This is a genomic window from Bradyrhizobium sp. HKCCYLS2038 (genome assembly GCF_051167655.1).
Classification (GTDB): Bacteria; Pseudomonadota; Alphaproteobacteria; order Rhizobiales; family Xanthobacteraceae; genus Bradyrhizobium.
On sequence record NZ_JBNPTM010000014.1, the window covers coordinates 77,366 to 99,102 of the forward strand.

General features: G+C 67.8%; 17 protein-coding genes. 9 read left to right on the forward strand and 8 right to left on the reverse strand.

The window, feature by feature from the left end; genetic code table 11:
- Positions 1-13: 13 nt before the first annotated feature.
- Both ACQR1I_RS34535 and ACQR1I_RS34540 read right to left on the reverse strand, forming a co-directional pair.
- On the reverse strand, positions 14-1,087 hold the full coding sequence (locus tag ACQR1I_RS34535) for an ABC transporter ATP-binding protein (RefSeq protein WP_434870756.1): 1,074 nt from the start codon (positions 1,085-1,087) through the stop codon (positions 14-16).
- A gap of 139 nt (positions 1,088-1,226) precedes the next feature.
- Positions 1,227-1,934 (reverse strand): GntR family transcriptional regulator, encoded by a 708-nt coding sequence (locus tag ACQR1I_RS34540; RefSeq protein ID WP_434870827.1) that lies wholly within the window; start codon positions 1,932-1,934, stop codon positions 1,227-1,229.
- Between the two features lie 110 nt (positions 1,935-2,044).
- Here ACQR1I_RS34540 and ACQR1I_RS34545 point away from each other — a divergent pair, with 110 nt between their 5' ends.
- The 3 genes from ACQR1I_RS34545 to ACQR1I_RS34555 all read left to right on the forward strand — a co-directional run bounded on the left by ACQR1I_RS34545 (position 2,045) and on the right by ACQR1I_RS34555 (position 6,314).
- The gene (locus ACQR1I_RS34545) at positions 2,045-3,202 is read left to right on the forward strand and encodes an LLM class flavin-dependent oxidoreductase (RefSeq protein WP_434870755.1); all 1,158 of its coding nucleotides are present in this window, start codon (positions 2,045-2,047) and stop codon (positions 3,200-3,202) included.
- Entirely contained in the window at positions 3,202-4,095 is an 894-nt protein-coding gene (locus ACQR1I_RS34550) for an aldo/keto reductase (RefSeq protein ID WP_434870826.1), read from the forward strand. Before ACQR1I_RS34545 ends, ACQR1I_RS34550 begins: the two co-directional genes overlap by 1 nt.
- A gap of 251 nt (positions 4,096-4,346) precedes the next feature.
- Complete coding sequence (locus ACQR1I_RS34555) at positions 4,347-6,314, forward strand: putative bifunctional diguanylate cyclase/phosphodiesterase (RefSeq protein WP_434870754.1); 1,968 nt, start codon at positions 4,347-4,349, stop codon at positions 6,312-6,314.
- Positions 6,315-6,375: 61 nt separating this feature from the next.
- Here ACQR1I_RS34555 and ACQR1I_RS34560 read toward each other — a convergent pair whose 3' ends face one another.
- Together ACQR1I_RS34560 and ACQR1I_RS34565 are read right to left on the reverse strand one after the other, a co-directional pair.
- Positions 6,376-7,650: an MgtC/SapB family protein gene (locus ACQR1I_RS34560; RefSeq protein WP_434870753.1), complete on the reverse strand. Its 1,275-nt coding sequence runs from the start codon at positions 7,648-7,650 to the stop codon at positions 6,376-6,378.
- 131 nt (positions 7,651-7,781) lie between these two features.
- Entirely contained in the window at positions 7,782-9,023 is a 1,242-nt protein-coding gene (locus ACQR1I_RS34565; protein WP_434870752.1) for an APC family permease, read from the reverse strand.
- 853 nt (positions 9,024-9,876) lie between these two features.
- Here ACQR1I_RS34565 and ACQR1I_RS34570 point away from each other — a divergent pair.
- The 4 genes from ACQR1I_RS34570 to prfH all read left to right on the forward strand — a co-directional run bounded on the left by ACQR1I_RS34570 (position 9,877) and on the right by prfH (position 13,762).
- On the forward strand, positions 9,877-10,860 hold the full coding sequence (locus tag ACQR1I_RS34570) for a phosphotransferase enzyme family protein (RefSeq protein ID WP_434870751.1): 984 nt from the start codon (positions 9,877-9,879) through the stop codon (positions 10,858-10,860).
- Between the two features lie 416 nt (positions 10,861-11,276).
- On the forward strand, positions 11,277-11,729 hold the full coding sequence (locus ACQR1I_RS34575) for a hypothetical protein (protein WP_434870750.1): 453 nt from the start codon (positions 11,277-11,279) through the stop codon (positions 11,727-11,729).
- Positions 11,730-12,002: 273 nt separating this feature from the next.
- Complete coding sequence (locus tag ACQR1I_RS34580; protein WP_434870749.1) at positions 12,003-13,142, forward strand: RNA ligase RtcB family protein; 1,140 nt, start codon at positions 12,003-12,005, stop codon at positions 13,140-13,142.
- A complete protein-coding gene (gene prfH / locus ACQR1I_RS34585; RefSeq protein ID WP_434870748.1) occupies positions 13,139-13,762 on the forward strand; it encodes a peptide chain release factor H in 624 nt (207 codons plus the stop codon). The genes ACQR1I_RS34580 and prfH overlap by 4 nt, the downstream gene beginning before the upstream one ends.
- 275 nt (positions 13,763-14,037) lie before the next feature.
- Here prfH and ACQR1I_RS34590 read toward each other — a convergent pair whose 3' ends face one another.
- The gene (locus ACQR1I_RS34590; protein ID WP_434888876.1) at positions 14,038-14,652 is read right to left on the reverse strand and encodes a WG repeat-containing protein; all 615 of its coding nucleotides are present in this window, start codon (positions 14,650-14,652) and stop codon (positions 14,038-14,040) included.
- Positions 14,653-14,735: 83 nt separating this feature from the next.
- On the opposite strand from ACQR1I_RS34590, the gene ACQR1I_RS34595 reads away from it, so the two are divergent.
- The gene (locus ACQR1I_RS34595; protein ID WP_434870746.1) at positions 14,736-15,995 is read left to right on the forward strand and encodes an Hsp70 family protein; all 1,260 of its coding nucleotides are present in this window, start codon (positions 14,736-14,738) and stop codon (positions 15,993-15,995) included.
- Positions 15,996-16,004: 9 nt separating this feature from the next.
- Here ACQR1I_RS34595 and ACQR1I_RS34600 read toward each other — a convergent pair whose 3' ends face one another.
- The 3 genes from ACQR1I_RS34600 to ACQR1I_RS34610 form a co-directional block, all read right to left on the reverse strand.
- A complete protein-coding gene (locus tag ACQR1I_RS34600) occupies positions 16,005-17,552 on the reverse strand; it encodes a hypothetical protein (protein WP_434870745.1) in 1,548 nt (515 codons plus the stop codon).
- Between the two features lie 260 nt (positions 17,553-17,812).
- Positions 17,813-19,165 carry a hypothetical protein gene (locus ACQR1I_RS34605; RefSeq protein ID WP_434870744.1) on the reverse strand — a complete coding sequence of 451 codons (1,353 nt, stop codon included), beginning with the start codon at positions 19,163-19,165 and terminating at the stop codon, positions 17,813-17,815.
- 178 nt (positions 19,166-19,343) lie between these two features.
- A complete protein-coding gene (locus ACQR1I_RS34610) occupies positions 19,344-20,855 on the reverse strand; it encodes a hypothetical protein (RefSeq protein WP_434870743.1) in 1,512 nt (503 codons plus the stop codon).
- Positions 20,856-21,158: 303 nt separating this feature from the next.
- Here ACQR1I_RS34610 and ACQR1I_RS34615 point away from each other — a divergent pair, with 303 nt between their 5' ends.
- Positions 21,159-21,728 carry a GNAT family N-acetyltransferase gene (locus tag ACQR1I_RS34615; RefSeq protein WP_434870742.1) on the forward strand — a complete coding sequence of 190 codons (570 nt, stop codon included), beginning with the start codon at positions 21,159-21,161 and terminating at the stop codon, positions 21,726-21,728.
- Positions 21,729-21,737: the final 9 nt, after the last annotated feature.

Below are 21,737 nucleotides of genomic sequence, written 5' to 3' on the forward strand. Positions count from 1 at the left end.
GCCACCGTGCCGATCAGTTGATGATCTGCCCGCTATCCGCATCGAACAGATAGACCTTCAAAGGATCGATGCCGATGTTGAAGCGTTCTCCACTGCCCGGCCGCATGTCCGGCACGAGCCGGGCCGTCAGCCGCTGTCCGCCGATGTCACAGTGCACCAGCGTGTCCGATCCGAGCGGCTCGACGACCTGCACGTCGACCGGCAGCGCGAAGGGCGCGCCCGGCAATCCCAGATGTTCCGGGCGGACGCCGAACAGCAGCGTCCGTCCCTCCAGCGCCTGCGCGGAGGCGAGTGGCAGGGCGGCGAGCGGCAGCGCGGCGCCGTTGCCGAACGTCAGGCTGCCGTTCTCGATCCGCACGGTCACGAAGTTCATCGGCGGCGAACCGATGAAGCCGGCGACGAAGGCATTGCGCGGCCGGTTGTAGATCTCGTCCGGCGTGCCGATCTGCTCGATCACGCCGCCCCGCATGATGACGATGCGGTCGGCGAGCGTCATCGCCTCCACCTGGTCGTGCGTCACATAGACGATGGTGGTGCGGATCTGCTGGTGCAGCCGTTTGATTTCGGTGCGCACCTCGGCCCGCAGCTGCGCATCGAGGTTGGAGAGCGGCTCGTCGAACAGGAACACGCGCGGACGACGGACCAGCGCGCGGCCCATCGCGACGCGCTGGCGCTGGCCACCCGACAGTTGCGCCGGCCGGCGCTCGAGCACCTCGGAGAGGCCGAGCAGCTCGGCGACACCCTCGATCCGGTTGCGCGCGTCCTCGGCTGCCACGCCGCGGACCCGCAGCGTGAAGGCGAGGTTCTCGCGAACGGTCTTGTGCGGATAGAGCGCGTAGTCCTGGAACACCATCGCGACATCGCGCGCACGGGGAGGCAGGCGGTTCATCACCTCGTCGTCGATCCGGACCTCGCCGGCCGAGATCGGTTCCAGGCCTGCGATCATCCGCAGCGTGGTCGATTTGCCGCAGCCGGACGGGCCGACGAGCACGATGAACTCACCATCTGCGATCTCGAGGTCGATGCCGTGGACGACGATCTGAGAGCCATAGCTCTTCTCCAGCTTCCGCAGGCTCACGGATGCCACGCTTCCCCCCGATCGGGCGGCTCGCCGCCGCCATATGCTGCCGTCATTTGCAGTCTTGCGCGCAGGATTCTTACCATCCGACCAAGAGAAATCAATGATGAAGCAATTTCGTCCGATGCGGCCAGTTTGGAAGAATTTGTCACCGGAGGCGCGAAACGTAGACAGCGACCGCGGGGTCGAACCAGGTCTGCGACACCTCGGGGATACTGCGGTCAGCCGCCCGGCTGAGCCGCACAATATGGGGGACCGGGCTGCCCGGCCGCAGCGCGAAGTCCTTCGGCGCCCAGTCCGGCACCTCACCGAGGCCGATGCGGTCCTCCGCGGTTTCGATGAAGAGGTTGAGGCGCGTGCGATAGAAGAGATACAGCGATTCCAGAAGATCAGCCTTGGAGAGGCGTTCGGCGCAGGAGCCGTCGAGCCAGATCTCCTCGAGCGCGGCGGGCCGGCCGGAGATCGCACGCAGGCGGCGGATGCGGTGGGCGTGGTCGGCGCTGCCGAACGGCGGCAGATGGCGAGGCTTGCGCAGCCTCTTCAGCTCGAGCACCCGCGCGGTGGGGAGCCCGCCGCCGCCGCTCGCCAGTTCGAGCCTGAACATCGAATAGATGCTGTTCTGGGGTGAACCGGCGCGGATGTAGTTGCCCGATCCCTGGATGCGCTCCAGGTGCCCGCGCGCCTGCAGCTCCGCCAACGCCTTGCGCAGCGTGCCGACGGCAATCCCGAGCGCGTCGGCCATCTCCCGCTCGGGCGCCAGCTTCTCGCCCTCGACCAGGCGCCCGGCGGCCAGCTCGCGGACCAGGAATTCGGTGACCTGCATGTGGAGCGGCAGGCTTCCCATCGGAGCCTTCATCTGGGAGCCTTCATCGGCGTTGCGTCCGTGGCGCTGGAATTGATGCATGATTGATCTACTTGGGGATCGATGCTATGCGACCCGGCGGCATCCAGCGAGAAGTGCAGGCAATGAGCGTGGTTCCGATAACGTCCGACGGGCTCGACTCGGTCGAGGTGTCGTGGTTCTCGGCGCTGTGCTCCGACGATTATGCCCTGCTAGGCATACCCGACGGCAGCCTGCGGTCAAGCTGGGAGCACTGCTCGGCGATCGTCGGCCGCGCCGAGGCGCTCGGCTTCCGCAACATTCTCTGCCCCTCGTCCTATCAGGTCGGGCAGGACACGCTGAGCTTCGTCGCCGGCTGTGCCCCCCTGACGCAAAACATCAATTTCCTGGCCGCGATCCGCTGCGGCGAGATGCAGCCGATCATGCTGGCGCGAACCATCGCCACGCTCGACCACATGCTGAAGGGCCGCCTGACGCTGAACGTGATCAGCTCCGACTTCCCGGGCGAGGTCGCCGACAGCTCCTTTCGCTACCGGCGCAGCCACGAGGTGGTCGCCATTCTCCGCCAGGCCTGGACCCGCGACACGATCGATTTCGATGGCGAGATCTACCGCTTCAGCAATGTCAGCACCGCGCCGGCCAAGCCCTATCAGCAGAACGGCGGCCCGCTGCTCTATTTCGGCGGCTATTCGCCGGACGCGCTCGAACTCTGCGGCGCGCAGTGCGACGTCTACCTGATGTGGCCGGAGACCAGGGAGCAGCTCGCGGAGCGGATGCGCGCGGTGCACGCGCGGGCGCAGGCGCACGGGCGGACGCTGGACTACGGCCTGCGCGTGCACGTGATCGTACGCGACACCGAGGCCGAGGCCCGCGACTATGCCGAGCATCTCGTCTCCCGCCTCGACGACGAATATGGCCGCCTGATCCGCGAGCGCGCGCATGACAGCCAATCGCTCGGGGTCTCCTACCAGCAGCGGACGCGCGAACTCGCCGACAAGTTCGGCTATGCCGAGCGCCATCTGTGGACCGGCATCGGGCGGGCGCGTTCCGGCTGCGGCGCGGCGCTGGTCGGATCGGCCGACCAGGTCCTGTCGGCGCTCGAGGATTACCGCCGCATGGGCATTCGCGCCTTCATCCTGTCCGGCTATCCGCATCTGGACGAGGCCGAGCATTTCGGCCGCAAGGTGCTGCCGCAGATGAAGACCTGTTCGCTGCCGCACGCATATGGCCGGGTGCCCGCCCAGACACCGCCGACACCGCTCGGAAACGGACCACGCCGATGATGACCCGCTTGAGGCTCGCCGACGATCTCGACATCAGCCGCATCGTCTACGGCATGTGGCGCGTCTGCGATGATGCGGACACCTCGCCGGCGCGGGTCCAGCGCAAGATCGAGACCGCGCTCGCCTGCGGGATCACCACCATCGACCAGGCCGACATCTATGGCGGCTACACCGCCGAATCCGTGCTGGGCGCCGCCTTGCGCGCCGCGCCTCAGCTGCGCGACCGCGTCGAGATCGTCACCAAATGCGGCATCGTCGCGCCGGTCGGACGTCACGCGGCGGCGCGGATCAAGCACTACGACACCACGGCCGCCCACATCGCCGAGAGCGTGCACGCCTCGCTGCGCGCGATGGCGACCGACCGCATCGACCTGCTGCTGATCCACCGTCCCGACCCGATGATCGATCCTGAGGAGACCGGGCGCGCGCTCGACGATCTCGTCGCTTCCGGCAAGGTCAGGTCGGTCGGCGTCTCCAACTTCAGGCCCTGGGACTTCACGCTGCTCCAGTCCGCGATGAGCCGGCTCCTGGTGACGAACCAGATCGAGATCAGCCTGACGTGCACGGGATGCTTCACGAATGGCGATCTCGCCTTCCTGCAGGAGCGCCGGCTGCCGGTGATGGCCTGGTCGCCGCTCGGCGGCGGCAACCTCGTTGCGGCTGCACCGGAGCGGCTGCGCAAATTGCTCGCGCGTCTCGCGGCCGACCACGACGTCGACGTCAGCGCAATCGCGATCGCCTGGCTGCTGCGGCATCCGGCCCGGCTCGTGCCGATTCTCGGAACCAACGATCCGGCGCGGATCGAGAAGGCCTGTGCGGCGCTGCGGGTCGATCTCGACCGCCAGGCCTGGTTCGAGCTTTACACGGCCGCACTCGGCCACGACGTGCCGTGACGGGCTGACGCGGAACACGTTGCAGCTGCATGTCGTGGCTGTGCGGAGATCGGCGCCCCCAGGACGACCCCATACGCCGGGTTGCCCCTGCCTTCTCCCGCGCGGCATGCGAGCACCGTCGATGAGCGGTATTATCTGACGGATTAACCCCACCTTAGGTCCCCCTTCAGCATGCTCTGGCGTTGCCGCGCGGGCCGCCTCCAGCACAGCCCGTTTTCGTCATTGATCCAGCAGGGCCCTTCGTTCCGCGTATGCAGACCGCTCTGACCGACCCCAAGGCGGCGGCGCTCGCGAAAGCCCAGGCGGCGAGCTCGCTGCAGAACATCTTCCTGACGCTGTTCGCGAACGTCGCGATCGCTATCTCGCTGGCGCTGCTGATCTACCTGCGCGAGGGCAGCACGCTGATCCTGTGGTGGCTGGCTGCGGCCGTGGCCTTCGCCACGCTGCGCGCCGCATGGGTCTCGCGCCTGAAATCCTCCGGCAAGATCGAGCAAGATGCGCAACGCGTGCTGCGCACGCTGACCACCATGGCGCTCGCCAGCGGAGTGCTGTGGTCGGTGGTGCCGCTTGGCCTGCCGGCCTTCACCCACGCGCACAACGTCAACGACATCGTCTTCATCATGGCCGGCGCCACGACCGGCTCCATCATCCAGAGCCTCGCCTACTCGCCGATGGCGATCGCGTTCGGGGCGCCGCTGATGGGTGCGACGATCCTGCGCATGCTGCTGTCCGGCGGCGACGTCGGCTACGTCGTTGCCGCCGACATCGCGTTCCTGACCGTCATGCTGTTCCGCGCCGCCCGGCTCGGCGAGCGCAACTTCATCGCCGGCCAGAGCACCACGATTGCGGCGACCGAGCTTGCGGATTCGCTCGCCATCGCCAACCAGACGCTCGAGCGTCTGGTGCGGACGGATTCGCTGACCGGGCTCGCCAACCGCAGCCATTTCCGTAGCGTCGCCAGCACCGCCTGCTCCGAGGGGCGTGGGGTGGCGTTCTTGTTGTTCGACGTCGACAACTTCAAGATCATCAACGACACCCGCGGTCACGACGCCGGTGACCGCGTGCTGCAGGCCGTGGCGATGCTGCTGCGGACGGCCTGCAGCGACAGCGATCTGCCGGTTCGCCTCGGCGGCGACGAGTTCATCGTGGTACTGCAGGGCGAGGACGCCGCCGATCGGTCGGTGGCGCTCGGCGAGCGCCTGATGCAGGCGCTGCTGCGCCCGATGATGATCGCCGGCCAGCCGCTGGGCGTGAGCTGCTCGATCGGCATCGCGACCCATGTCGGCAGTCCGATCGACATCGAGGAGCTGTCGGCCCGCGCCGATGCGGCGCTCTACCGCGCCAAGGATGACGGCCGCGCCTGCATGCGTGTCTTCGATGCACAGATGCAGTGCGCGCTCACGCTGCAGCGTCGTCTCGATGCCGAACTGCCGGCCGCGCTGGCGCGCCGCGAGCTCCATGTCGAATTCCAGCCGCAGGTCGCGATGGCGACCCAGGAGGTCATCGGCTTCGAGGCGCTGCTGCGCTGGAAGCATCCGACCGCCGGCCTCATTCCGCCGCCGGACATCGTCTCCGCCGCGATCCGGCTGCGCGTGGCCGGCCAGCTCACCGAGTTCGTCGGCGAGCGCGTCTGCGCCTTCCTGCGCGCGCTCGACCGCAAGAAGGCGCACGCCATCCGCGTCTCGATCAATGTCTCGCCGCGCGAATTCCCGATCCACTCGCCGGCGCAGACGCTGAAGCTGGTCACCGAGCGCTACGGCGTCGATCCCAAGCGGATCGAGATCGAGGTCACCGAGGAGGCGATGTTCGATCCGAAGCGCTGCGCCGACGAGCTCAAGCTGATCGACCAATATGGCTTTGCGCTCGCGATCGACGATTTCGGCGTCGGTCATTCCTCGATCACCAACCTGATGGCGGTCGAGATCGACACCATCAAGATCGACCGCTCGTTCATCGACGGCATCGCCGCCAACCGCATGGATCAGCAGCTCGTCGCCGCCATCGCCGCGGTGGCGCTGCCGCTCGGCCATCGCATCATCGCGGAAGGCGTCGAGCGCGAGGCGGATGCGGAGTGCCTGCGCATGCTCGGCTGCTCCTACGGCCAGGGCTGGCTGTACGGCAAGCCGATGAAGGAGGACGACGCGATCGCCTGGCTGGTCCAGCATCGCAACGCGACGGCCGCGGCGATCGCGCCGCTGCCGCTGCCGCGCAGCGCGTAGCGCGTAGCCATTCCAATCTCAGTGTAATCAACTTCATCGCCGTGGTCTGTTACCGTCCCCACTACTGAAGCATGTGATGCACGAGATCCGCGCCGAATGCTCCCGCCCATGCGGCGGCGATGACGAGCACCAGTCCCGGGATCAAGCGCAAAGCGAATGACGATCCGCCGCTCGTCCAGGCGACCACGATCTTGCTGATGGTGTTCGCCGACAGCGCCGCGAGCACCGGCGCCACGGCGTCGGCAGCGCCGATCTTGCCGGACGCCACGAGCGCGGCTGCGGCCGCCGCTGGCGCATGCGTGTCCGCCAGGCCCGCGACGACGGCGCTCAACACCAGGCCGGTCTCGCCGAACGCCTCGCGCAGCCCGGCGGAGAGCACAAGCACCGCGGAGATCGTCACCGCCAGCAGCAAGGCACCCTTGAGGCTGAAGGCGCGTCCGAGCGGCAGATCGGCAGCGCCGGTCGGCCGCAGCCCGGCCACCGTGAAGATCGCCCCATAGATCGCGGCTGCCGCACCGGCGCAGAGCAGCGGGCCCAGGAGAGCATAGAAACCCGACAGGCTCGTTGCGGCCAGCACCGCACCGAGCTGAACGATGGTGGCGAGGGTCGATAGCGTCGCGCCGGCGGCCGCGGCGCCTGCAAGCTCCGGCGCCTTGCGCGCTCGCGCGCCCATCGCGCCGATCGTTGCCGTGCTGGAGACGAAGCCCGAGGCGAAGCCGGATACGGCCAGCCCTCCGCGGGCGCCGAGCAGGCGCATCGCGACATGGCCGGTGGCGCCGATCGCCATCATCAGCACCACCAATGTCCAGATGGCGCGCAGCTTGAGCGCACCGAACGGACCAATCGGCTGATCGGGGAGCAGCGGCAGCACGACGAGCGTGGCGGCGGCGAAGATCAGACCATCCTTCAGCTCGCTCTCGCTGAGCACCGCGCGGACGAAGCCATGCAGTGCCGGCCGCGCAGCGAGCAGCACCGCAAGAACGACGGCAATCCCTGCCGCCAGCGCCGCCTGCTCGGTCGCGAGGCCGCCGAGCAGGACGGTCAGGATCAGCGCCATCTCGGTGGTCAGCCCGGGATCTTCGCTGCGCGAGCGCAGATAGGCGACCGCGGTGAGGACCATCACGCCCGCGGTCACGACGGCCAGCAGCAGCTTGCCGCCGATGAACATGCCGATCGCGCCCGCGAGCGACGCCGCAGCGAAGGTCCGCAGGCCAGCCGGCGCGCGGTCCGGCCCCTCGCCCTTGCGACGCTCACGCTCGAGGCCGATCAGCAGGCCGATGCCGAGCGCAACGATGATGCCGAGGAGTCCGGGACTGGCGCTCAGGAGCTGCGGCATCGGCATCGCTCTGATCGGCGCCGACGCGCCGCTCGCAGGCGTTCAGCGCGCGCGCTGTCGGCGCAACGGGCTGATCGCGGTGATCGTGAGGAAAGTCGACGCATCGGTTGAGCTGGTCCTGCAAGCTCCGTTCACGGCGCAACGAATGCGCTGACGATCATCAGCAGACACGTCATGAGGCCGAGCGCGGGGACCCATAAGGGCACGCGGAGCTGGCCTGCCTCCGAACCGCTGCGCCGAAGCCGGATCCGCAGCAGACAGAGATTGACGACGGCGAAGATCGTCAGGGTCACGAGCGAGGTTCCTTCGGCCAGCCGTTCCAGCGGAAAGCTCAACGCAAGCGCGCCGACCGCGAGCACGACGAGCCCGGTCGCAAGCAGCGGCGTCCCGGTCCGCGGGTGGACGCGCCCCAGGATGCGCGGCAGGTCGCCCTGCTCGGCCATGCCGTAGACGACGCGCGCCGTCATCGTCATCTGCGCAAGGATGGTGTTGAGCGTCGAGACGATCGCGATCGCGCTGAAGGTCGACGGGCTGATGTGAGCCACGGCGTTGAACACCAGGCTGAGCGGCGCCGGAGAGGCGGCCAGGACGGCCGGCGGCACGGCGCTGACCGCGATCGCCGCAATCAGCACGTACAGCACGGTGGTGATCAGCAGTGTCAGCGCCATCGCCCAGGGAATGCTGCGCCTTGGGTTCTTGGCCTCCTCCACGACATTGGCGAGGTCCTCGAAGCCGACGAAGGCGAAGAATGCGAGCAGGCCGGCGAAGCTGATGCCCGAGAGAATCGAGAGATCGGGGGGCGGCGGCCCGAGCAGCGCGGGGCCGAACGACACGCCGGAGTGAACGGCGGAGACGACGATCCACACCAGCCCGCCGGTCTCGATCACGGTCAGGACGCCCGCGAGCAGCACCGATTCGAGGATGCCCCACGACGCGACGGCACCAAGTGCGACGACCATGGAGATCGCGATCCACGGCGCAGGCCAATCGATCAGCTGTTTGATGTAGCCGGCACCGCCGAGCGTGACCGCGGCCGCCGCGACGATGCCCGTCGCGAGCCGCAGCGCGCCGACCAACGTCGACAGCAGCCGCGACTCGAACGCCGCGCGCACATAGGCCGCCTCGCCGGCGCTGACGGGGTAGCGCGTGGCAAGCTCAGCGTAGGACGCCGCGGTGAACGCCATCACGAAGGCGGCCAACGCGAACGCCCACGGCGCATAGGCACCGGCATGCCCCGCGACCGCCCCGATCAGGACGTAGATTCCGGCGCCGACGGTGACGCCGGTGCCGTAGAGCACCAGCAACGGCAACCCGAGCCGTCGCTGCAGCCCAGCCGGAGACACGATCGATTGTTGCGGCACTGCGACTTCCATCCTTCACCACGACGCGAGCCCGTCGACTTGGACTATAGGCGCGGGCCATGAGCCCGTTGATCTCGCTCAACCGATCTTCTCGCGATCGCAGCCGCGGCATTCCGCCGCCACCGCGCTCTCGCAACTCTCAGAGCCGCGCGCGCCGGATGCGAGGCTCGTCGAGCCCGGTGATCATCCACAATTGATCGAGACATGGAATGATGATCTCGCGACATGATCTGCCCGAGCTGTGCCGATCGTCGCCCCTCTCGGCCATCGAGAGGGTGCAGGGAAGACCGAGCCTCGGCTGAGGCCCGTGGCCCCCGTGCGGAGAAAATGCACGGGGCAGGAACCACAGGACCAGCCGGAAACGACCCGGCCTTCCCTGCGCGATGGTTGGAACGGCTGCTCCGCGCTCTCCCCGGGGACCGGCTTGTTTGCCCCCGTCATCGGCAACGACGCACGATTGTCACCGCACGAACGTTACGAACTTGACGCCAGCTTCGGGGCGCCAGGACCACACGGCTTGACCGTCCGCGAGCTGCCATTCGTCCTGCGCATCAGCGCCTGACAGGCCCGCGGCCACCACTCCCCGCCTCTCCGTATCGTGACGACGCGTACGTCCCTCTGCATGAGGACGGGATGGAAGGGAGATAAGCATGGATTCCGAAAATTCGAAACTGATTTATTTTTGGCGGAAGCACTGGACAAGCTCAGGCGAGCAGGCGTGCAGCGCCGACTGATTTGGCCGACGGGCAGTCCGGCACAACCTGCACACGCGAGCACGACATGATTGCACGCGCGCCCGCCACCTTCCACGACTCTCCGCAGCACCCTATGATGCCGCCGCCCCCAACAATCCGGAACAGGCGCCGTGCCCGATCTCGAGCCGCTCTACACGACGACCAGCGCCGAGAGCATCGGCCGCTTCGTTGCGACACACTACGTGCTGCCGGAGCCGCTGGCGTGCCGAATGATGAATCGCGGCTTCAACGACATTTATCTGGTCACGGCCGCAACCGGCGACCGCTACGTGTTTCGCCTGTCGCATCACCGCGCCCGCGGCCCGGCCGACGTCCGCACCGAGACCGACTTTCTTGCGCATCTGGCGCGCTGCGGCGTGCCGGTGGCCGCGGCGATGGCGACGCGCGACGGCCCGCTCTTCGTCCGCGGCCAGGCGGCGGATGGTACGCGCGAAGGCGTGTTGTTTCACGCGCTCGACGGCCGCCCCCCCGACCCGGCCTGCCCGATCGATGCACGCGCCACGGGCGTCACGCTCGCCAGGCTGCACGACGCAGCGTCCACGCATCGCGCCGAAGCGCCGCTCTATCGTCTGGATCTCGACCATCTGCTGCGTCGACCGTTGCAGCGCGTCCAGGACCTGTGTCGCCTTCTCGGCGTCGGCGACGGCACAATGTTCCAGGAGATCGCGGCGCGAACGGCGGCACGAATCGAGGCGGCCGACGGCCTGACCTGGACGCATTGTCACGGCGATTGCCATGGCCGCAACGGGCGCATCGACGATGATGGCTGCGCCGTTTTCTTCGACTTCGACGATGGCGGCCCCGGCTATCTCGCCTACGACCTCGCGGTTTTCCTATGGGCAATGCATGCGTTCGGCCGCCGGCTGCCTCAGACGTGGAGAGCGTTCGTCGACGGCTACCGCTCAATCCGCCCGATCTCCGCTGCTGATTTCGAGGCCGCGCATGCCTTCGTCATCGTGCGACATCTCTGGGTGATGGGTGAGCAGGCCAGCCGCGCGCGCGAATGGGGTAGCGAGCCGGTGCGCTGGATCACGCGCGCGCGCGAATATCTGGAGAGCTGGGAGGCGGAGCGGCTCACTGGACGGCTGTTGTGAGCGAAGGGGCGGATGGATTGAACCATATGGCTGCGACTGCCGACGCATGATCCGGCGCTCGATGCACGGGCGAGCAACCGAACGTGCTGTGCAATGCAGCGCTCTCTCCCCTTGCGGGAGAGGGCATGTAGGACAGCCCGGCAAACTCGGTTGGGCGAGGGGTATGCATCCACGAGCACAGCTCGCGGAGAGATACCCCTCACCCAAGCGAACTTGTAGTACTGTTCTACATGCCCTCTCCCGCAAGGGGAGAGGGCGCAGTCATCTACACCGGCTGATTCAATCAGCTGGTTAGATGACAATGATAGCTAACTAAGGGCATGCGCCGATTGTTAAGTGGTGGTTCCCGTGATCTCGGCGACCTCCCGCAGGGACCGGGTAGAGTGACCGTACGACGACATCGGAGACATCTGGTCATGACAGACACGATCGTTCGCTCACGCCGGCTCGGCACGATTGGCTGCGTGGTCGGGCTTCTTGCGCTGGTCGCGGCGGTCCTGCCGACCTGGGTGCTGCCGGTGATCGATCCGCCGCCGCCGATCGACAAGGTCATCGTCGACGTCGGACGCCGCGTCAAGGAGCGGCTGGTGGCGCATCTGAAGGGCGTCGACTACGCGGCGCCCGTACGAGAGACCTCCTGGACCGAACGGCTGCACCAGCAACTGCCTGTGGCCGCGGTGTCGCTCGGCCTGCTGGCGATCATCCTCGGGGTTATCGCGCAGCTCTACCGCGAAGAACGCCGCATCGCCGCGATGGCGACGACATTGGGCGGCTGTGCGATCGCCGTCCAGCTCTCCTTCGTGCTGATGGGCGTGCTGATCGTGGTGGCGATCATCTATGTCGTCGGCGATTTCCTTTCGTTGTTCTAAGCGTGTTGATGACTTGCCGTGGCGCTTCAGCCACAGTGCGCAACTCTGGACGTCTCGGCGCATTGTCAAACCAGCGGCGATGTGATTAGTAGCCGCCGGCGTTGAGCATTCCGCTCCGCCGCACAGGAGAACGACGATGACTGCGATCATCCGCTCCGCCAGGAGCTGCCGGGCCTGATCCCCGCGTGAGGCGGGGTGTGGGTCGGCCTGCGTGCGCTTGCGCGCGCTGTTAGTCCCAGACCAGATCTCCCTGTCTTTCTCCAAGGTACCCACATGGGCAATTCCCATCGCGTGGACGGCCGTGCGCCGGTCCACGGCTATTACTCGTCCAGCTCCTGGATCGAGGGCGCCGCCGTGCGCCAGCTCGAAACGGTGGCTGACATCCCCGGCGTGCGCGCGGTCGCCGGCCTGCCGGATCTGCATCCCGGCAAGTTCGGACCCGTCGGCTGCGCCATTCTCGCCGACGACATCCACCCGGCCTTCGTCGGCTCCGATGCCGGCTGCGGCATGGCGCTGTATCAGCTCGATCTCGCGTCCCGCCGCATCCGCATCGACAAGGCGGCCGACCGGCTGCGCGACATCGCCAAGCCCTATGACGGCAACATCGAAGGCGAGCTTGCGGCCCATGAGCTGACGCCCTCGGACTTCGACGCATCGCTCGGCACGATCGGCGGCGGCAATCACTTCTGCGAGCTGCAGGCCGTGGCGGAGGTGTTCGATGAAACTTGCGGCATCGATCGCGACCGCGCGTTCCTGCTGGTGCATTCGGGCTCGCGCGGACTTGGCCACGCGCTGCTCGAACGGCACGTCGCGGATGGTTTGAAGCCGCTCGCACCTGGCAGCGAGGAAGGCCAAGCCTATCTGGCGACGCATGACCGCGCGCTGCGCTGGGCAAAGCTGAACCGCGACCTCATCGCACGGCGTGCGGCATCGGCGTTGCGCTGCGAGGCCGAGCCGGTCTGCGAATGCTCGCACAATTGCGTGGTCCATCGCAGCGAGGGCGTGCTGCACCGGAAAGGCGCGGCGCCGTCCGACCAGGGGCTCGTCGTCGTGCCGGGTTCGCGCGGCGCGCTGTCCTATCTGGTCGCACCGCTCGCATCGGCGCCGAAGGAAGCGCTGTGGTCGATCGCGCATGGCGCCGGCCGCAAGTTCGATCGCTCGTCGATGATCGGCCGCGTGGGGGCCACAAAGTCGGATCGCGAGCGGCTTTCGCGCAATCCGTTCGGCGGCCGCGTGATCTGCGAGGATCGCGCGCTGCTCGCCGAGGAGGCGCCGGAGGCCTACAAGCCGATATCGGGCGTGATTGCCGATCTCGAAAGCTTCGGGCTCGCGCGCGTCGTTGCGAGCTTCCGGCCTCTGGTGACGGTGAAGAAGATCGCGACCGAGCGGCGGCACAAGGAGGACCGCCGATGAGACGGCTGCTCCTCACATCGGGACGCGGTCCGGCGGAATGCCGGATCGCGGTCGCGCATGCGCTGCAACGGCTTGCCGACGAAGCCGAGGCGGCGGATTGCGATTGCGCGATCGCGCAAGGCGATGCGGATCGTCACGGACCGGCCAGCGCGATCGCCGTGCTGGATGGGCCAGAGGCCGACGCGATCGCGCAGCGCTGGACGCAAGGCTCGCTGCTCTGGGTGTGCCGCAGCCCGCTGCGGCCGCATCACGGCCGCAAGAACTGGTTCGTCGGCGTCGTCGAGCTGCCATTGCCGCACGAGGTGCCGGCCTTGGGCACGGCCGACGTCCGGTTCGAGAGCTTCCGCGCCGGCGGCCCCGGCGGCCAGCACCAGAACAAGACCGAGAGCGCGGTGCGCGCCGTCCATCTGCCGAGCGGCCTCACCGCGATCGCCCGCGACGGCCGCTCGCAGCACCGCAACAAGGCGCTGGCGCTCGCCCGCCTCGCCGCCCTGCTCGACGGCCGCGCGCGCGTCGCCGAGGCCGGCGATATCAGGCTGATCCACGCCGCGCATGATCGAGTCGAACGTGGATCGGCTGGATTGCGTTTCGAGGGTCCGGAGTTCAGGCCGGCTGGGTGATCGACGAGAGGCTGGAGAGTGAACCTCCCTGGCCGCCACATCGACGATCGGACTTTGCGCCCGCCTGTCTGCACGCCGTCATGGCCGGGCTTGTCCCGGCCATCCACGCCGTTCGGCACCCTGAGAACGACGTGGATGCCCGGGACAAGCCCGGGCATGACGGAGCGACTAATTGCGAGGTCGCCCGTCGCCACAGTCCCTGCGGATGCGGTAGGCCGGCGCTCGGAAGCGAGGACGGTGTTACTATCTGTGCTGCGCCGAAACTGCGGCAGCTATCAAGGCCGACACATATCGGCAAACACCGGCCGTTCGCGGGCCTTGAACGGAGCAACCGTCTTCCCGTCAGGATCGATGCATCCCCAGGTTCCGCCTTCGAACCAGCTATGCTCACCTTTGGATACGAGCGAGCACCCGATGCAAACCACGGCGATGCCGTTTTCGAACGGATAGGCGCCGTCATATTTCGCGGAGATCACGCGCTTCAATGCGCGGTCGACATATCCGATTTTCGTACCGACGGGTGCGCGCGCACGGCCATTCACGAACGCATCCGGCCCGTTGTCGAAAGTCATGACTTCCGCCATCGATCCGTCACGGCGCGCGTAGAACCATCCACCTCGTCCACTGCCCGACGGATCCTCCAGACGGACAACAGCCAGACCATGCCGGTCGTAACGCAGACGCGCGCGGTAGGAGCGCTGCAGAAGCATCCGGCCGTTGCCATCGCGGCTTGCGCAACGGCTGCCGGTTACTCCTGGCTCACCGCAATCGAACCAAGCGCCAGGGCGGTCAGGGGATGCATCGACGGCGGCGGCAGGGCGGCCTATGCCTGCGACGGCGAGAATGATGACAATGTGAAGCGCCAGCCGCGCCATGTGCAGATTTGTCATGCCCGTCATGCCTCACATTCGCACATGACATTGCGGTGCGAAACGGCTAAGCGGACCGCCCCCCGGACGAAAACGAGACGAGCATGGCGGCAGCGGCCTATTGCGGCATCGACTTCGGCACTTCGAACACCACGGTCGGCCTCAGCGATCATGCCTCCGCGCAGCTCATCCCGCTGGAGGGCGAGCAGCGCACCCTGCCGAGCGCGATGTTCTTCGATTTCGAGGATCATGGCGTGCAGTTCGGGCGCGCCGCGGTCGAGCGTTATCTGACCGGCCATGACGGCCGCTTCATGCGCGCGCTGAAGAGCATTCTCGGCACCGCGCTGATCCACGAGAAGACCTATATCAGGCAGAAGGCGGTGCCGTTCTCCGGCATCCTCGGCTTCTTCTTCGCGCATCTGAAGACGCAGATCGAGGCGCAACTCGGCCGCGACGTCGATCAGGTCGTGCTCGGCCGTCCCGTGCGCTTCGTCGACAAGGACGATGCCGCCGATGCCGAGGCGCAGGCCGCGCTCGAGGGAATCGCGCGCGAGCAGGGTTTCAGGCACATCGCGTTCCAGTACGAGCCGATCGCGGCCGCGCTCGACTACGAGCAGCAGGTGAACAGCGAGGAGCTGGTGCTGATCGTCGACATCGGCGGCGGCACCTCGGACTTCTCGATCGTGCGCGTCTCACCCGAACGGCGCGGCAAGGCGCACCGCGAGGACGACATCCTCGCCAATGGCGGCATCCATATCGGCGGCACCGATTTCGACCGGCTGCTCAGCCTGAAAAGCGTGATGCCGCATCTCGGCTATGGCAGCCTGACGGTGGACGGCAAGCGCAATCTGCCGACGGCCTACTATCACGAGCTCGCCACCTGGCATCGCATCAACCAGCTCTACAAGAAGGGCGTCATCCACGAGCTGCGCCAGATCCGCTATGAGGCCGAGCGGCGCGACCTGGTCGAGCGCTTCATCAAGGTGGTGGAGGAGCATCGCGGCCATACGCTCGCGATCGGCGTCGAGCAGGCCAAGATCGCGCTGACGGCCGCGAAGTCGCTCACGTCGGTGCTGTCCCACAAGGACGACTGGGCGCGGATCAAGTTCACGCGCAAGGATTTCGACCGCGCCATCGCCGATTCCGTCGAGCGCGTCGTTCGCACCGTCACCACCTTGCTCGACGATGCCGGTGTCGAGGCCGCTTCCATCAACACGATCTTCCTCACCGGCGGCTCGAGCATGGTGCCCGCGCTGCGCCAGGCGGTGCTGGCGCTGTTTCCGGACGCGCGCGTTGCCGAAACCGACCTGCTCGGCAGCGTCGGTCTTGGCCTTGCGCTCGACGCGCGACGCAAGTTCGGCTGAAGCAGCCGCTCATTCGGGGGAGGCTGTCGCGGCCGACCGCGCGGGCCGCTTCGGCGCGCTCTGCGGCTGGGATCGCGTCACCGGATGCGGCGCGGCCGAGGGCGCGTCAACGACCATGGCGGGCTTCGCGCGAGCGGGTCGCGCAACAGCCGGCCCGGTCCGCCCCGGCTCTGCGGCGCGGATGATGCTCCATGGCCCCGCATTGGTCGGACGCGGCGGCGATCCCGCGCCGGTTCGCCGCGCGCGCGGCGTCGGCGGCTCGGCACGCGGCGGCGGCGCGGTGGCGACGTCAGGAGGCGCGGCCAGGAAAATGGCGTCCGTCACGGCGGGCTCGGCCGGCGCAGCGACGACGGGCACCGGCTCGGGTTCGGCTGCAGCAGCGACCGGCTCAGGCGGCGCGGCTTCCGGCGGAGCTGCGTCGACGACATGCGCTTCAGGCAAGGCCGCAACCGCGGGAGCTATCGTCGGAGCAGCCTCCATCAAGGCGCCGGTCGTATCGTCGGCCAGCCTGTGAAACATCTGGCTCGGCAGCAGACACCCGGCCACCGTCAAGACGACGGCCACGCTCCGGCCGAGCCCGACCGCCATGGCGTGAGCCGGAGCGGGCAGCGCGTCACCCGCCCGCCAAGCCAGGTCGACCCCGGCCACCGCAATGAACGCCGCAAGACCAAGACTGCCCCCGACCATCGGCAGAACCGTCGAAGCCTGGACCAGAACAACAGTGAGGGTTAGCGCGGCCACGATCGGCTGCAGCCGTCCAGACAGCCGCTGCGGCGAAGACATGCCGAGAAAACATCCTGCATAATAGGCGTCGACGAGACAGCGTTGGTCGGGCCAAAGCGTCTGGATGATCGCCATTCCGGCAAACGCCAGGGTGGCCGAAAGGAAGGTGCGGGCGACCCGCCCCGCGTCTGCGACCTGCGGAAGCCGTTGGATGGAGAGCGTCAGGAACGTCGCGAGCAGACAGGCCGCAAGGATCGCCAGCGAGCCGTCGAGCTCCTGGTCGAACTGATTGAGGTGCGCCAGACGGAGCGTTTCGCCTCGCCCGGCGAGCCATGGCCCGGTTGTGACGAACAGCAGCGATCCGAACGCAGCCAACGCGCCCAATCGTCCGCCATAGCCCTCGAACAGCACGATGCGCCGCCGGATTTCGATCGCGGTGAAGCCGCAGAACAGCAGGCCGCAGAAGATCGACAGCAGATAGAGTGACGCCTCCTGAGGCAGTCCAGTGCGAGCGACGCTGTCGCTGAGCTGTCCGATCGGCGTCATGCCGCTGAAGCTGCCGCCATAAACCGAGGCGGCGAAAGTGGTCGCGGCGAGATTATCGGGAGACGCAAGGACCAGACCCGCGCACAGCACGACCGTCACCGCCGCCGAGGCGAGCGCGGGCGGCAGGCCCAACGCGCTCAGATGCAGCGTCGCGAGGCAGCCGAGACAGGCGCCCGCGAAGGACGCGAGAAGCGCGAACGGGACGCCGAAACGCCACGGCTGAGGACGCGGCACGTACAGGACCGGCAGGCCCGTTCGCCATGGCGCGCAATCAGAGGCCTGCTGCATCTGCGAACCACCCCCCTGTGGATCGACCGGCACCCCTCATCTCGCCCTGACGCCGGACGAGACCCCCTAAGCACCGCGTGGTGCACGATGAAATCAAAACATGGCCAAACGCGTGCGAAGGTGTGGCGACGGCGGGTTATCGCCTCGGAAAGGCTTACCGTCTGCCGTCACGGGGCCGCCGATGCGCCGAGACCCGACCGGCTCGGCAGCATCGGCCCGGGACTCGCGCTCGACGCGCGGCGAAAGTTTGGCTGAGCGTGTCAGCGCGGCGGCGTGGCCGCTGTGGCAGGCGTCGGCCGCGCATCTGGCGCGCGCCGGACCTGGCTGCGCTTCGCAGCTGGTCGCCGAACAGCCGGAGGTGCGGCGGCCAGCGCCTCCGTTTGCCCGGGGCCGATCATGCTCCACGGCCCTGAAGCGAACGACGTTTGCGGCAGCGCCGGTACGCTCGGACGCCGCGGGCGCGGCTGCTTGCTGCGCAACGGCTGGACCACGGCCACAGCCGCGTCCGGCGTCGGCTCGGCAGACGGAATCGGGGCGACCGGGGCCGGGATGGAGGCGGCCGGCACGGGCTGTTCCACCGCCGGGGCCTCGAGCGCAGCGGCCGGAGCCGCGGCGGCCGTCGCTGCGGGAACGACGATCGAGCCCGTCGTCTCCTCGGCCGGTCTTGCGTTGAACAGATCGTTCGGCAGCAGCATGCCGGCGATGGTCAGCGCAACGGCAACGGCTCTGCCGAGCAGCGGCTGGCGCTCGGCCATGCGGCTGGCGAGATCGACACCGATGACGGACACGAATGCGACGAAGCCCATGCTGCCGCCGACGCTGGGGAGACTAGCCGCGCCCTTGACCAGGACGATCGTCAGCACCGCCGCGGCCAGGACCGGCTGAACCAGGCTTCGCAACCGATGCGGCGATGACATGCCGATGAAGCAGCCGGCGTAAAAGGAATCCGCAAAGCAGATGTCGTCGGGACGGAGCTGCTGCAGAATCAGCAGACCGGCAAACGCCACCGTGGCCGAGACGAAGATCCGCGCAGCCCGGCCAGCGCTGGCGACGCGCGGCAGCCGAAGCGCGAGCATGGTCGCGATCGCGCCGGTGAGGCAAAGCTGGAAGATGATCAGGGAATCGACGATGCCCTTGTCGAAGCGGTCGAGACCCGCCAGCCGAACCGGCGCGTGGTCAGGTCCGAGCATCGGTACGAGACTGAGGAAGAGGAACGATGCTACGGCGGCGAGCGCGCCGAACCGTCCGCCATAGCCGCGCAGGAGCACGGCACGCAGGCGCACCTCGAGCGCGCACACCGCCAGGAACATCAGGCCGCAGAATGCCGCCAGAAGCACCGGCGCCGTGGTCACCGGCAATCCGGCGCGCGCAACGCTCTCGGTCAGCATCGCGATCGGCATCATGCCGCAGAAGCTGCCGCCATAGGCGGACGACGAGAACGTCGTCGGGACGAGATTGCTACTCGGCGCCGCGACCAGCGCTGCACAGAGCAGCAGCGTGGCCGAGGCCGACGCCAGCGCAGGCGGCAGGCCGAGCCAGCTCAGATACAGCGTCGCGAGACAGCCGAGAAAGGCCCCGGCGAAGGACGCCAGCGGCACGACCTGGAGCGGCAACGTCCGGATCTCGAGGGACTCTCTGATCAGCTCCGCGCGCCACGCCCGCATGTCAACGGCCCGGGGCGCGTTCGCTCCGCCTGCATCGAGCTCCGTCATGATCGGTCGATGTCCCATGATCGGTATGAGGCCGCGCGCGGCGCGACGGGGAGAACATCAATTGAGCCCGCCATGCGCATCAGGGCCCTACCGCCGTCGCCGGAAATGGCCGCCACTCCTGCGCCGGCGGCGCGTCATGGCGGGCAATCAGCCGCTGGCGCGGGCTCGACTGCGGCACGACCCGGACCTGGTTGCGCTTGGCCGGCGCCGGCTGCACGGTCCCGGTCTGGCCATAGCGGATGACGCGGCGGGGCGGCTCGGGCGCTGCCGGCAGCGGCGCACCGGAGCCGATCTCGCCCAGGCGACGCGCCGCGCCGCGCGCGGCATCTTCGGGACGCAGAATTTCCAATGGCAGATCCGGCACGCCTTCGAATGCGGCGGGCCCACTCGACGGATCGGCGCCGGTCTCCGGCAACGGAATGCGTGGGATCGCCGGTGCGGGAGGCAGATTGTTCGCGTCCTGGATCGTGCCCGTGGGCTTGTCGTCATGACCACGCTCGAGGAGCAGTTCGGTCGACAGCAGCGCGACGAGAATGGCGAGTGCGGCGACAAGGCCCCGCATTCCCGCGACCATGCTCTGTCGCAGCGCCTCCCCTGCCTCGAGGAACAGCCGGACGGCGGCATCGACGAACAGCACCGAGACGAAGGCGACGTAGCCGAGGCTGCCGCCGACCGCCGGCAGGACCGGACAGGTCAGGAGCAGCAGAGCCGTCAGCACGACGGCCGCCGCCATGGCTTGCAGCAGGTTGCGCAGCCGGCGCTCCGACGACATGCCGACGAAGCATCCCGCATAATAGGCGTCGAGATAGAAATCGTCGCTCGGCGCGAGCCGCTGCAGCGTCACGAGGCCGGCGAACGCGACGGTCGCCGCGACGAAGATGCGCACCGCACGCCGTGAGCCTGCGACCGGGGCCCAGCGCAGCGCGGCCATCGTCGCCAGCATGCCCACCGTGCTCAGGACGAAGGTGATCGCAGCCGTCAGGAGCCCCCGATCCAGCACGCCGCGACGGGCGATCGGAAACAGTTCGCCGTCGGTGCCGAACACCGGCGCCAGGCCGACGAACAGGAAGGATGCGACCGCGGCCAGTGCGCCCAGCCGTCCGCCATAGCCGCGGGCGAGGCCGCCACGCAGCCACATGTCGATCGCGCAGCCGAGGCAGAACATCAATCCGCAGAACAGCGACAGCAGGACGAACGCAGCGTCGAGCGGCAGCCCGGAGCGGATGATGCTCGCATTCAACAGCGCGACCGGGGTCATGCCGACGAAGCTGCCGCCATAGGCCGAGGAGAAGAAGGTGCTCGGCACCAAATCGACCGCGCGCGTCAGGATCAGAGATGAGCACAGCAGCAGCGCGGCGGCGGCCGAGGCGATCAGCGGCGACAAGCCGGCCGCGCTCAGATGCAGCGTCACCAGACAGCCCAGGAAGGCGGCGACGAAGGAGGCCAGCGGCGGGCAGCCGAGCTGAAACAGCGCATAACCGTAGAACGGAACCGCGCGGCCAAGCTGCCGCTCGCGCCATGTCCGGGAATCGAACGCCTGCTCAGCCTGCAGACGACGCAACTGTTGGCCAGCCGTTTGACGCTTGATCACAACAACACCCTGAACCCAGCCGACCCAGGACCCTTCTTTCCGATCGCGCGGCCACCCATCGCGGTGGAACCCGCCCCCGAGGGCCGTGCGGCGGTTGAATCTGGGCCGCACCATTGCAGCCACGTGTGGAATACGAGACGTTGCCGCATTGCGGAAGTATTGGGCTGCGTCCGGTGGCTTAAAGCTTCCGGAAACCTTAATTGCACCACCGGAATATTACCGGATATCACGGGATTTTACGGGGTTACGCCCCGGACGGGCTGCGGTTTGAGGCGCGCGCGGAGGACTGGAAAGGGTCACGGGATGCTCACGCCTCAGCTGCAGACCGCACGCTTGATCCTGCGCCCGCTGGCGTTAACCGATGCGCCGGCGATCCAGCGCCAGTTCGACAATTGGAACATCATCCGCAACCTGTCGGCGGTGGTGCCCTGGCCCTACCCCGGCGACGGCGCCGAGACGTTCATCAGGCTGCAGCTCGACAAGATCGCCGCCGGCGAGGAAATCTATCAATGGGTGCTGGTGCTGCGCGACGGCGACGGCGAAGCCATCGGCAACATCCACTTCCGGCCGCGCATCGAGTCGGTGAAGGGCCATCGCGGCTTCTGGCTTGCCGAACCCTATTGGAATCGCGGCTTGATGAGCGAGGCGATCGCCGCCGTCAACGATTTCGCCTTCGGCCCGCTCGGCCTCGATCAGTTCACCGTCTGCAACGTCGCGACCAACGCGGCGTCGCGCCGGGTCAAGCAGAAGACCGGTGCGGAGTTCACAGGCTTCATCGATCTCGCGCACCACAATGGCGAGACCAGATCCGAGCAATGGATCGTGCGGCGAGAGGCGTGGCTGCAGTGCAGGTCCCCCCAGCCTCCCGCCTGATCGTTGCGC

Bases quoted from the DNA above. Each gene is read 5' to 3' on its own strand.
- ACQR1I_RS34540 (WP_434870827.1), bottom strand. From the start codon at position 1,934: ATGAAGGCTCCGATGGGAAGCCTGCCGCTCCACATGCAGGTCACCGAA.
- ACQR1I_RS34545 (WP_434870755.1), top strand. From the start codon at position 2,045: ATGAGCGTGGTTCCGATAACGTCCGACGGGCTCGACTCGGTCGAGGTG.
- ACQR1I_RS34550 (WP_434870826.1), top strand. From the start codon at position 3,202: ATGACCCGCTTGAGGCTCGCCGACGATCTCGACATCAGCCGCATCGTC.
- ACQR1I_RS34555 (WP_434870754.1), top strand. From the start codon at position 4,347: ATGCAGACCGCTCTGACCGACCCCAAGGCGGCGGCGCTCGCGAAAGCC.
- ACQR1I_RS34560 (WP_434870753.1), bottom strand. From the start codon at position 7,650: ATGCCGCAGCTCCTGAGCGCCAGTCCCGGACTCCTCGGCATCATCGTT.
- ACQR1I_RS34565 (WP_434870752.1), bottom strand. From the start codon at position 9,023: ATGGAAGTCGCAGTGCCGCAACAATCGATCGTGTCTCCGGCTGGGCTG.
- ACQR1I_RS34575 (WP_434870750.1), top strand. From the start codon at position 11,277: ATGACAGACACGATCGTTCGCTCACGCCGGCTCGGCACGATTGGCTGC.
- ACQR1I_RS34580 (WP_434870749.1), top strand. From the start codon at position 12,003: ATGGGCAATTCCCATCGCGTGGACGGCCGTGCGCCGGTCCACGGCTAT.
- prfH (WP_434870748.1), top strand. From the start codon at position 13,139: ATGAGACGGCTGCTCCTCACATCGGGACGCGGTCCGGCGGAATGCCGG.
- ACQR1I_RS34590 (WP_434888876.1), bottom strand. From the start codon at position 14,652: ATGACAAATCTGCACATGGCGCGGCTGGCGCTTCACATTGTCATCATT.
- ACQR1I_RS34595 (WP_434870746.1), top strand. From the start codon at position 14,736: ATGGCGGCAGCGGCCTATTGCGGCATCGACTTCGGCACTTCGAACACC.
- ACQR1I_RS34600 (WP_434870745.1), bottom strand. From the start codon at position 17,552: ATGCAGCAGGCCTCTGATTGCGCGCCATGGCGAACGGGCCTGCCGGTC.
- ACQR1I_RS34615 (WP_434870742.1), top strand. From the start codon at position 21,159: ATGCTCACGCCTCAGCTGCAGACCGCACGCTTGATCCTGCGCCCGCTG.